7 protein-coding genes are annotated in these 12446 nt (G+C 37.0%); 4 read left to right on the forward strand and 3 right to left on the reverse strand.

The features are described from left to right. The first annotated feature begins 43 nt into the window (after window positions 1-43). Window positions 44-1351, forward strand: coding sequence for an HD domain-containing protein (locus tag MKY76_RS02945; RefSeq protein WP_175400723.1), 1308 nt, complete (start codon window positions 44-46; stop codon window positions 1349-1351). A 369-nt stretch (window positions 1352-1720) separates the two neighbouring features. Beyond that, complete coding sequence (locus tag MKY76_RS02950; RefSeq protein ID WP_342557398.1) at window positions 1721-7150, forward strand: collagen binding domain-containing protein; 5430 nt, start codon at window positions 1721-1723, stop codon at window positions 7148-7150. Between the two features lie 55 nt (window positions 7151-7205). On the opposite strand, the gene MKY76_RS02955 is transcribed toward MKY76_RS02950, so the two are convergent. Together MKY76_RS02955 and MKY76_RS02960 are read right to left on the reverse strand one after the other, a co-directional pair. Next, entirely contained in the window at window positions 7206-7874 is a 669-nt protein-coding gene (locus MKY76_RS02955; RefSeq protein ID WP_054548575.1) for a class A sortase, read from the reverse strand. Between the two features lie 121 nt (window positions 7875-7995). Next, window positions 7996-8181, reverse strand: coding sequence for a 2-hydroxymuconate tautomerase (locus MKY76_RS02960; protein WP_004231516.1), 186 nt, complete (start codon window positions 8179-8181; stop codon window positions 7996-7998). A 166-nt stretch (window positions 8182-8347) separates the two neighbouring features. Here MKY76_RS02960 and MKY76_RS02965 point away from each other — a divergent pair, with 166 nt between their 5' ends. Beyond that, on the forward strand, window positions 8348-8866 hold the full coding sequence (locus tag MKY76_RS02965) for a YwhD family protein (RefSeq protein WP_004231517.1): 519 nt from the start codon (window positions 8348-8350) through the stop codon (window positions 8864-8866). A 348-nt stretch (window positions 8867-9214) separates the two neighbouring features. Here MKY76_RS02965 and MKY76_RS02970 read toward each other — a convergent pair whose 3' ends face one another. Further along, entirely contained in the window at window positions 9215-11269 is a 2055-nt protein-coding gene (locus tag MKY76_RS02970; protein ID WP_103117410.1) for a PBP1A family penicillin-binding protein, read from the reverse strand. A 301-nt stretch (window positions 11270-11570) separates the two neighbouring features. Here MKY76_RS02970 and speB point away from each other — a divergent pair, with 301 nt between their 5' ends. Continuing rightward, the gene (speB, locus tag MKY76_RS02975) at window positions 11571-12443 is read left to right on the forward strand and encodes an agmatinase (protein ID WP_342557399.1); all 873 of its coding nucleotides are present in this window, start codon (window positions 11571-11573) and stop codon (window positions 12441-12443) included. Window positions 12444-12446: the final 3 nt, after the last annotated feature.

Genomic DNA, 12446 nt, shown 5'->3' on the forward strand with positions numbered 1-12446 from the left:
ATCGCATATAATAGAACTATAACAAAATGGGGGTGCTATCCAAATGACATATGCAAACGCTAAATTAGAAGAAGAAAAGGTATTTAAAGATCCAGTACACCGTTATGTACATGTTCGAGATCAAGTGATATGGGATTTAGTGGGTACAAGAGAATTTCAGCGTTTACGTAGAATTCGTCAACTAGGTACCACATTTTTAGTATTTCATGGAGCAGAGCATAGTCGCTTTAGTCATTCTCTGGGGGTTTACGAAATTGTACGTCGCATAGTAGATGATATCTTTGTAGGGCGTCCAGATTGGGATGAAAGTGAAAGATTATTAGTGTTATGTGCAGCCCTTTTACATGATTTAGGTCATGGCCCATTTTCCCATGCCTTTGAAAATGTATTTGAGCTTGATCATGAATATTTTACAAGGCAAATTTTGTTGGGAGATACGGAAGTAAATGCGATTTTAAAAAAAGTGGCAGCTGATTTTCCTGAAAAGGTATCCCAAGTAATTGAAAAGACATATCCAAATAAGCAAGTAATTAGTTTAATTTCGAGCCAAATTGATGCAGATCGTATGGATTACTTACAACGTGATGCTTATTTTACAGGTGTAAGCTACGGTCATTTTGATATGGAACGGATTTTAAGAGTAATGCGTCCAAGAAAAAACCAAGTAGTAATCAAAGCAACAGGCATGCATGCGGTGGAAGACTATATAATGAGTCGCTATCAAATGTACTTACAAATTTATTTCCATCCTGTTTCACGAAGTGCAGAGGTAATTTTAAATAATATATTAAAAAGAGTAAAACAATTAAGCTTAGCGGGCTATACATTTAAGCATGAGCCTACTCATTTCCTAGCATTTTTCCGAAATGTTATTACATTAGAGGATTATCTTGCGTTAGACGAGAGTATACTTTTTACATATTTTCAGTTATGGATGCAAGAGGAGGATGCCATTCTAAGTGATTTAAGCCGCCGCTTTGTGAATCGTAAGCTATTTCAATACATTGATTTAGACCCTGGAGTAGAGCTCAATAAATATCAAAAACTCCAAGAGCTTTTCAAAAAGGCAGGATTAGACCCCGATTATTATCTTGTACATGATACAACAGCAGATCTGCCATATGATTTTTATAGACCAGGAGAGGAAGAAGTGCGTGTACCAATTTTTTTAGAAATGAAAAATGGTGAGCTACGGGAGCTTTCACGTGAATCCATTATTGTGGATGCTATCTCAGGGCGTATGAAACGAGATCATAAAATCTATTTCCCATTAGATATCTTAGAGGACGATTCAACAAACTCAACTGTAAAAAAACAAATATTAATGTTATTAAGGAAAGACAATAAATAAATATAAATTTTAAAAATAATAAAGCAGTAAACACGTTCCAGGGGGATGTTGTTTACTGCTTTATTATTTTTAGATAATTGTTTAGAAACTGTTAAGTTGAATTAGATATAATTAATCAATAATTTTGAAATGGAGGTGGTGCCCATTGATTGTTGTGATACAAAAGTGCCGTGAAGATATGTGGAAACATTTGTGAATAATTCTAATGACCTATATTAAGATAATGGTTGAATTTTATTTGCGATGTTTCTATAAAAATTAAAGGAGAGAGTGTGACCTATTGTTTGTTCATTCCTTTCCTAAACCTGAAAGGATCAATCTTGTAGCAAACAGTATCAGGTATCTCTCTAACTAAAAAAGGAGAGAAACATGAAAAAATTAAACATAGCGATAATTATATTGCTACTTGTATTTCAAACAGTACTTTCACCAATTTCAGTGTTTGCCGACGAGAGTCAACCACCTGTGACTCCTCAAAATGAATCTAGCGAAAATACTGTGATTGATTCTAATGGAGAAGTAGGAAACCAAAATACTACAAGTGAAATACCAAGTGAAGATGCTGCTGAAGTGACAACTCCAGAAGATGAAACAAAATCAGAAGAGCAAACAGAAGGACAGCCAGAAGAGCAGCCAGAAGAACAACCAGAAGAACAGCAAGAAGGACAGCCAGAAGAACAACAAGAAGAAGAGCAGCTAGAAAACCAGCCACAGTTAATAATGCCATTAGGTGCGCCAGTAGGTTACCCTGTTGAAAATATGCAAGCAGATGTGACGATGTCATTTAGTGGCTTAAAGCTCTTTTCACAAGGTGGAGCATTAATTACAAATGCTACAGATTTAGCAAATTATTCAGGGCCAAAACCGAAAAAGGGTGATGTAGTATATCTAAACTACACATTCTCTTTGGATCCAACAATTGATTATGGAATAGGTTCTACGTTCACATTCCAATTACCTGCCAATATGATTGAAGAGTACACAGCAGGTTCTTTTAATCAATCAAGAACATTAACAGATACTGGTGATTGGTTAGCCTATTCGTCAAGCTATAACAGTGCTACAAAAACAGTAACAGTCACAATAGATAGTGAATTAGAACAAGGGCAATCAGGTAGTATGAACTTTGAGTTTATGGCGAAATTTGATAATTTTGCTGATGAAAGTGAACTTGAACAATCATTAATAATCCCTGTGCTTGGAGGAGCAGATGTTCAACTAGACTTTGAATTTGCACCTACAGGTAGTGGGCAATTACTAACTAAAAATGCTGGTTCTATTACACGTGATGCAAGTGGTGAAGTAACGATTCCATGGACAGTTTGGGTGAATACTGGTGGGCAAAAACTTGAAAGTGCAAGTTTGAATGATGTACCAGATACAAAGCATGAGCTGGCAGGAAATATTACAGTTGAGCGATATAAAATAGGTTTGAGTGGATTTAATCCAAACAGCCCAGGTGCTGTAGACGATACAAGCAATGAAACCTCATTCCCTATCTCATTGACAGATGGATACTATGCATACAAAGTAACATATAACACTGTTGTAACAGCAGATCCAACTGCATCAAGTATGCCCTATACAAACGTAGCTACTTTGACAGGGACAAATATCCCTGCTAACACAACAGCCAATGGAACACAAACTGTACAGTATGGACCAAGCTTAGATAAAACAAGAAGTGGCGATAAATATAATTCGACATGGACAATCAAGTATAACTGGCTAGGTCAAAAAATACCTGCTGATAAAGCGAAACTAACAGATACACTAACAGGCTCGTCGCCAACAACTGGTAAGCATAAAATTGATTACAGTAGTTTTGAAGTATATCGTGTAACTTTATCGAATGACGGTCAAACGGAGCAATCTTCAATTCTGTTAAGTGAAGGTCAAGATTATAGCTTCGATTCACAAAATAATTATAATTTTATAATCAACTTTGATCATTCAACAAATACTACAGGTCCAGCTGGTGAGGTGACATCAGCGTTTAAAGTTGTCTATGATACAGAGCTGGAAGATGAATTTGTTACAGATGCAAATACGGGCACGATTACAAATACTGTAACAAGAGGAGATAGTGGTTCAGACACAGCAACTCTAGACCTGGCTTCAAACATCTTTAATAAAGCACGCGGGGCAATTGACTATGTAAACAAAACAATTACATGGACTTTAACCATTAATGCTGAGAAAGATTTGAAAAACTTTGTAATAGAAGATGACTTTACAACCACAAATAAAGCTGGAGAAACGTTAAAACACACTTTAACACCATGGAACGGTACTGACTTCTATGAGGTTACTGGTGCAAATGGTTTAACGTACACGATTACAGATAAGGGGGGGAGTGCCCCAACTATAGGCAACGAAGGTTTTAAAATGGAATTTTCAAGTGACATTCCAAAAGACCGCACAGTTACTATTCGATACAAAACAAAGTACGATATTAAGCCAAACGGAGGTGTAGCAACCGCGTATATTAATACGGCTGATGCAACATGGGATGGCGCAATAGATTCTCATAACCAAGCATTAGATAGAACTGCTAATTATACGCCAGATTCTACTTCTCCAACAAACAATAATGGCTACAAAAAAGTTGTCGTAGATAACCAGACACAAGAGTTTTCTTGGCGTATTGGGGTTAATATCAATAAACAAGATATAAATAGTGCTACCTTAACAGATACATTAGGTGCGGGTCATTATATTCCTGTTCCGGATGGTCAAACATTAAAAGATCAAATTACCATATCTAAGCTAAACTTAACAACAGAAGAGGGAACAAAAAATGGTACATTAGATCCTGCTAAATGGACTGTTACAGAAACACTAACAGATAACAAGGTTACAGGTTTTGAAATTACGTTTATTAACCTAGATCCAATTACTGATAACAACGAAGCGTATTTAATTGAATACAAAACAAAAGATGCTGACGATATTTTTGGTCAAAACTCAACTAATGCTCCAAGAGATTACACAAATACAGCGACTCTAGATACTCCACACAATGGAAGCTATAATTATAGTGCAACAGCAAAAATTAGTAATCTTGCAAATGAGTTAATTAAAAAAACAGCGACACCTGTTCCAGCCAGCGATATTATTAATTGGGCAGTTACAGTAAATGCTTCTAATTCAAAATTAGGAAATATTACATTAACAGACAAACCATCAAGTAACCAAAAAATATTAACAAATACGTTCAAGAAACAAGAGATTAAACTAAATGCAAATGGGACTTCTCAAAATATAGGATCCCCTATTACTGTGGATGCTAGCGAAATTGTCTTAAATCAAGATGGTAGTTTTAGTCTTAATTTGGGAGAATTAAATGGCAAAGGTTATGTTGTTACGTATTCCACATTCTTTATGGGGGATGGTAACGCGGGTGAAACAATTTCTAATAGTGCCTCTATTGGTTACGCTGGAGCAACAGCTGCAGGTACAAGTGACCACGGTGGCGATAGCAAAACATTTAAATATAGCTCATCTGATACAAGTGCATCAGGTGTTAAGGGTACATTGCAATTAAAAAAATATAAAGTAAATCCTTTAACAGGTAAACGTGAAGAGTTTGCTGGTGTTAAGTTTGAATTATGGAATAAAAATAACACAATCAAACTTGATGAAGGAACAACAGATGCAGATGGCACATTGACATTTGAACAAGTGCGTTACGGAAAGTATACGTTAAGAGAGGAATCACCAGCGGGCTATATTGCGATTGCGCCAATCACGATTACAATGGGAGCAAATATAGATATTACTCCAGGTGTGGATGGTAAAGCATATGTTATTGATAACATTGAGGATGTTAATTTAACAAATGCCTGTCCAGCATTCACATTAACAGTGAAAGACATTGATGGTAATGCTATTGCTAATAAAAATGTTAAATTAATTGATAGCAACGGCAACGCAAAATACACGGGTACAACAAATGCTGCAGGGCAAGTATCAGATATTAAGCGACCTGGTACAGGTGGTAAAGAAGTCCAAGCAGGCGTGTATACATTAGTGGACGAAAATGACATTCCTTTAGGTACTGTTACCGTTAAATATGGTACTGGAGAATGCCAAGATACAGTCCAACCTACAAATTCATGTCCTAACTTTAAAATTACTGTAAAAAATGAGAATGGAAATCCACGTCCAAATGTATCAGTTACACTTAAAGATCTAAGTAATACTATTATAGCTACTGGCACAACAAATAGTGATGGTCAATTCATCATTGATAAAACAACTCCAGCAGGAAAATATAAGCTATATGAGGGTACCCAGTATTTAGGTGAAGTAAATGTTACGTATCACAATGATAATTGCCAAAGTGAATTACAGTTAGCACCAAAATGTGAAACGTTTGAATTAACTGTCTATGATGTTGATGGTAATTTAGTTGCAGATGGTACTTCAGTAACGGTTAAAAATAAAGATACAGGTAACATTATAGCTACAAAAACTACAAAAGACGGTGTAATTGAATTAAGTGATTTAGAGCCAGGTGTTTACACAGTTGTAGTTGATGGAGAAGAAATTGATGAGTTTGAAAGCAATATCGATTGTAAAGCGAGCGTTCAACCAACACCAAAATGTGAAAACTTCACAGTAATAATCAAAGATAATACTGGCATCATCAAGCCAGGTAACGATGTCATTATTAAAGATAAATCTGGAAAAGTAATCTCAATAAATAAGGATAAAGATGGAAATTTAACATTTGTATCTAAAACAACTCCTGCGGGTAAATATGATGTATATGATAAAAATATTTACTTAGGTGAGATAGAAGTTTCTTATGCGAGTGTTCCTTGTGAAATTACATTATCAATTGCACCAGTTTGTCCAGCCTTTACATTGACAATTAACAATATGTTTGGTCAACCACGTGTAGGCGTAAAAGTAACAATAACAGGTGAAGATGGTATACAGGTTGAAGATAATGGTTCAACAGAGTTTATAACAGATAGTAAGGGTCAAATTACGATCAATAATTCAATTATTAAGCCAGGTAAGTATATTGTAAGGGAGAATGGTAAGACAATTATTGGTACAGTTATCGTGGGTAATACATGCGAGGCTAAAATTCAGCCAAGTCTACCAGTAACACCTCCTACAACTAATCCAGGAAATCCAGATCCAGACCCAGAAAAACCAGTGGATCCGAACAAACCGAATCCAGATCCAGAGAAACCAGTGGATCCGAACAAACCGAATCCAGATCCAGAGAAACCAGTGGATCCCAACAAACCAAATCCAGATCCAGAGAAACCAGTGGATCCGAACAAACCAAATCCAGATCCAGAAAAACCAGTGGATCCGAACAAACCAAATCCAGATCCAGAAAAACCGGTGGATCCGAATAAACCAAATCCAGATCCAGAGAATCCTGTAGAACCAAACAAACCAAATACAGATTCAAACAATTCGGCCAATCCTGGAAAAACTGAGGGATCTAAACCTTCTGTTCAAGGTGTCATTGATCAAGGGAAAAACTTACCGCCTTATAATCCAACTAAAGCTACAAAAGATACACTAGATGCTTATAAGGATTTCTTGAATAAATATAGTCAATTAACTAAAGAGGAACAGGAAGCTGTTGCAGAATCACTTGATATTAACAAAATTAAATCGGATGCAAAACGATTAGAAGCTCAATTAAAAGCACAAGGTAAATTACCTCAGACAGATGGTGCCGATCAAACAGCCCTAATGCTGATTGGAGTAGCACTTATTCTTGGTGCATTATACTTCTTACGTCGCCGCAACGCTGAAGTTAAATAATTACTTAAAAGAAGAAGCCCCTAAGACTCTTAAATCTTAGGGGCTTCACCTATTTCTAAAATGCCTCTGATAGCTTTTCAGGTGCTTTATCAAATGGATATTGTTGAACAAAATCAGCTTGTATGGCAAGACGCTTTGATCCATTATCAGCACATGTAATGAGTGTTAAAACAGTTTTATTTGGAATATCATCGATTACATAAATATCTGTTGCCGCAATGACTTTCTTAGAAGCTAAATGATATTCATAAATATTGGTTAAATCCGTTACATAGACTGTATCTCCTATACTTGCTTTATATAGAGGACTAAATAAGATATCCTTTTCTTCAAAATAATGTCCTGCTAAGGCGTAATTTCCCTGCCCGAGGCTTTGATTTGGCTTCATGGTACCTGCCCCTACGGCAAGTGCAGCATTTCCAACACCTTTGACAATCGGAAGTTGCATGTCAACACTTGGTATGGCGATACTACCAATTATGGGCATTTTATTGGCCTTTGTTTGAGCCTTTAATACCTCAGCTATGGACAGCGATTGTACATCCTCAAATACATAATCTGCATTAACCTGATTATTCTTTTCAATCTCTTCTACACTGATTTCAGTAGTATTTAATTGATGGCTTAAATGGGCAATGATCGCATTTTGAATGGGGCTGATAAATACAAGTATTAGGCCAAGGACGAGCATAGTGATGAGCAATATTATCTTCAGTTTATTCATGTCGTAGATCACATCCTTGTTTTTGAAATAGAAGGTTTTATTCCAGCAAAAGATGGTTAACTTATGACCATTTCAAAAAAATGGATAGAGCGTTAAGATGCTTGCTCTATCCAACTTACTATTATTTGTCGCTAAAACGAACGCCTGCAACGCCGTAATGGTTTTTAGACATTTCTTCAATAAAAACTGTTACATTTTCTGCAGGTGCATTAACTGTGCGAGATACTGCTTCTGTTACTTCTTTTACAAGAGCACGTTTTTGTTCCTCTGTACGACCTTCAAGCATTTTCACTGTTACGTATGGCATAATATTGCCTCCTTTATAGAATAATGTTGTATAGTTAGTTTATAAGAAAGTATAAACTTCTTACTTGCGTTGAGGCATATACGCAATGGCGAAAATAGTGATTGTTTCGATAAAATATGCGTTGATATGCTTTCCTTTATAATAGCAGAATGGAGGATATTTAAGTATGACAAATGAAGAAAAACCAAAACAAAAAATGGGTTTTACCATTATAAAAAACGATCCAACAGATGGACATAAAGGGTTTGGTATCGGTTCGCTTTCATTAGAGAATGTATCGCCTGTAATAGTGGACGTAGAAGAGGGGACGGCTTCTGTTGAAATTGGTGCCATGCATGCAAGAAGTGACGTAGAGCGTGGTATTAAATTTACAATGGACCGTGCTGATTCAGAGGGCGGGAAACCGTATTGGCTCGTGTGGGTGACGATAGACCATAAAGAAAATGGGCCATATTATGCAGGAGTTACAGCCTGTGAGATGGTTGTAAATCGTGAAAAACGACGTGGCTATAAAATTCTAGCTGATCATGTAAATAAAATGGATAAATCCATGAAACGTCATATTATTGTAGAGCATATGGATGCACCGTCTAAAAAAGTGTTAGCTTCTTTCCTTAAACAACTTAATCCAGAATTGTGGGAACGTAGTGAGGAGCAATTGCGTCAAGACTTATTTGTCGAATAGACTCGTAATGATTGAACAATCTGTGACATTTTGCAATCGCTTTCGATATTAGGTTGAAAGTGTGTTTGAAACAAAGTACACTTGATGCAGAGCTTACATTTTAGTAAGCTAGGACACTTGGTATCGCGAATGTGATGAGCGCTATGCGGCATTTGAACAACCCAAGCCAAATGCCCCATGATGCTCATACTTCGCGGACCATAAAAAAAGAAAAGCTTTCTGTTCCCACGGACACGTCTCCGGGGAAGAGAAAGCTTTTCTTATTTTTAGTATATCAGTTACTTTGTCGAGAGCCTTCATAGCTAAAAACGTATTAGGATTAAAAAGGTTTCCGAAATTATCTTGTTTTTAGTCCTTAAATATAGAGAATGGTAGCATATTCCAAAATTCTCCCCATGTATTACTGTCGAGAATATCGAAGTTTGTACATTTTTCAGTAGGTACATCCTTCGACTCTACATAGACTAGACGTTGTTTAGGACAAGCGTCAGTCGCTAATTTACCTGTTTCAATATCAATGACAACGCCCTCTACACCTTTAGGTTTTTTGAAATCCTCATTTTTTGTACCTTTGTTGACAGTTTCCATAAAGTCAATCCAGATTTGCTTTGTTGCAGCAGTATCTTCCTTCGTGGTAAGGTTTTTACCCTGATCATAGCCATTCCATACACCAGCAGTTAGTTTTGGAGTAAAACCAATTAACCATTGATCACTATTCGTAGAACCTGATTTAGCAGCATATGTGTGTGTCATACGTGAACGAATACTGATTCCTGTAGCGGGTGAATAGTCACTGAAAACAGGATCAAAAATACCTGTCATCATTTCTGTTAAGATGTATGCATTTTCTTTAGAAATGGCTGTTTCAGCTTTGCTTGCTACATCTTTGTTTTCATAAATAACATCTCCATGTGCATTTTTAATGGATACAATGGTTGTTGGTGTTGTTTGCTGTCCTTGCGACGCCAAAATATTATATGCATTTGTCATTTCGTATAATGTCGTTTCAATCGTTCCTAGTGCAATGGATAAATTATCCTTCGCACCAATTCCTACATTAAAACGGTTTGCCATATCATGAAACTCTTTGAAGCCAATGTCCTCTAAGGTTTTTACTGCGTAAATATTATCTGAGATAGCAATAGCTTGTGCCATCGTCATATCATGATCTGCAAATTGACCGTTGACGTTTTTAGGTGCATAAGTGCCACGCCCATTATCATACGTAAAAGTTGTTTCACCCACATCTAAAAAAGTTAGTGGCGTGTAACCATTTTCTAGCGCCGCTGCATATAAGATCGGCTTAATAGTAGAGCCTGGTTGACGTTTGGCTTGTGTAACTCGGTTAAATGAGCTTACTGAATAATCACGACCACCGACTAGTGCAGTGACAGCTCCTGTTTTAGATTCCATACTTACAAACGCAGATTGCAGATCATTGGCAGGCATATTTTTGGCTACTGCTTCTTCAGCTGCTTTTTGATGCTCCAGATTAAGCGTTGTTTGAATTGTCCAGCCACCTTCACTAATATCAAGGTTTTTTGATTTTAAGATTTCACTGGCTTCTTGCCAAGCCACATCCAGGAAATAAGGGGCAACAGATTTGGTTGCAACCCAGCTATCATTTTTTAAGACGAGCTGTTCATTTTCAGCACGCGTTTTTTCTTCTTGTGTAATGGCACCTTGGTCTGCCATAAGTTTTAAAATAACTTGTTGACGATTGGTAGCCTTATCTAAATTGGCAATTGGTGAGTAAATACTTGGTCCTTTTGGTACGCCTGTTAGCATTGCTGCTTCAGCAAGCGTTAAATCACTGGCAGATTTTCCGAAATAAAAACGACTTGCAGCCTCTACTCCATACATGCCATGACCGTAATATACCGTATTCAAATAGCCCTCTAGTATTTCGTCCTTGTCATAAAAAACTTCTAATCTATAAGCATACAGGGCTTCGTTTAATTTACGTGTCCAAGACTTTTCATGGGAAAGATAAAGGTTACGAGCATATTGTTGCGTAATGGTACTAGCTCCTTGAACCTTACCACCAGCTTTAATGTCCACTAAAATGGCACCAGCAATACGTGAATAGTCGAAACCGCCATGTTGATAGAAATCTTTATCTTCAACAGCAACAACTGCTTCCTTTAAATAAGGTGACATCTCATCGAGGCCGACCCAATATCGTCGTTGATTTGTAAAGTGATCCCCAATTTGGTTCTCATTTTCATCTAAGAAAATAGAAGCCTTTGGTACGGTTAAAGGCGGTGCACCAGCCACTTGAACATAGATGCGGAGTGCGACAAACGCTACGACAATTGCAGATGTAAAGGCCACGAATAACGTAAGGCTTTTGCGTGTGCGCTTTACACGTTGTTGCTTTCGATGATAGCTTTTTCGTTTCATCCGACTTCACCTCGTTTTCTCACAACTTCGAACTTAGCTTTAGTATGTGTTCGAACATTCATCTTTAATCGAAATTCTAACTAAAAACTATTGCACTTTATTCAAAAACATCTATACTTTTTTTGTACTACTTGAAATGCTGGCATTCGACAAAAAAATCGCACCTTGTAGATTTTAATCGAAATTTGCTAGACGTTCCAATAATGTATACGAGGATAAAAGGATACAGGTTTCATTACAATCCTGTAAGCCATAATAGAAGAAGACAAAAAATGATGATTAATTATATGGAGGGCTAGCAATGAGATTTGATGAAGCTTATTCAGGAAATGTTTTTATAAAAAGTCATCCTACATATGACGACGCACAGGCAGTAATTTATGGTATGCCAATGGATTGGACAGTAAGTTACCGTCCAGGATCACGTTTCGGTCCACAGCGTATCCGTGAGGTATCCATTGGTCTTGAAGAGTACAGTCCATATCTAGATCGTGAGCTTGAGGAAGTAAAGTACTTTGATGCAGGGGATATTCCACTACCTTTCGGTAATGCACAGCGTTCTTTAGATGAAATTGAGAAATATATAGAGAAATTATTAGCGGATGGCAAGATTCCTGTCGGCATGGGTGGCGAGCATCTAGTGTCTTGGCCAGTAATGAAGGCTGTATCAGCTAAATATGATGATCTTGCTATTATTCACTTTGATGCACATACAGATTTACGTGTGGAATATGAGGGAGAGCCACTTTCGCACTCTACACCAATCCGTAAAATTGCGGAACATATAGGACCTAAAAATGTCTATTCATTTGGAATTCGTTCAGGTATGAAAGAGGAATTTGAATGGGCAAAGGAAAACGGCATGCACATTTCAAAATTTGAAGTGCTTGAACCGTTAAAAGAGGTCCTACCAACACTAGCTGGACGCAATGTGTATGTAACAATTGATATCGATGTTTTAGATCCAGCACACGCACCAGGCACTGGTACAGTAGACTGTGGTGGTATTACTTCGAAAGAATTACTCGCTTCCATCCATGCTATTGCAGCAAGTGGTGTAAATGTAGTAGGTTTCGACCTAGTTGAAGTAGCACCGATCTACGATTCTTCAGAAATGACAGCAAACACAGCATCAAAATTATTACGGGAAATGATTTTAGGCTGGGTAAAATAAATA

This window comes from Lysinibacillus sp. FSL P4-0201 (assembly GCF_038593425.1).
GTDB lineage: Bacteria > Bacillota > Bacilli > Bacillales_A > Planococcaceae > Lysinibacillus > Lysinibacillus capsici.

Excerpts from the sequence above, each read along its gene's own strand:
- MKY76_RS02970 (WP_103117410.1), bottom strand. The coding sequence starts at position 11,269 with ATGAAACGAAAAAGCTATCATCGAAAGCAACAACGTGTAAAGCGCACA.
- speB (WP_342557399.1), top strand. The coding sequence starts at position 11,571 with ATGAGATTTGATGAAGCTTATTCAGGAAATGTTTTTATAAAAAGTCAT.
- MKY76_RS02965 (WP_004231517.1), top strand. The coding sequence starts at position 8,348 with ATGACAAATGAAGAAAAACCAAAACAAAAAATGGGTTTTACCATTATA.
- MKY76_RS02960 (WP_004231516.1), bottom strand. The coding sequence starts at position 8,181 with ATGCCATACGTAACAGTGAAAATGCTTGAAGGTCGTACAGAGGAACAA.
- MKY76_RS02945 (WP_175400723.1), top strand. The coding sequence starts at position 44 with ATGACATATGCAAACGCTAAATTAGAAGAAGAAAAGGTATTTAAAGAT.
- MKY76_RS02955 (WP_054548575.1), bottom strand. The coding sequence starts at position 7,874 with ATGAATAAACTGAAGATAATATTGCTCATCACTATGCTCGTCCTTGGC.
- MKY76_RS02950 (WP_342557398.1), top strand. The coding sequence starts at position 1,721 with ATGAAAAAATTAAACATAGCGATAATTATATTGCTACTTGTATTTCAA.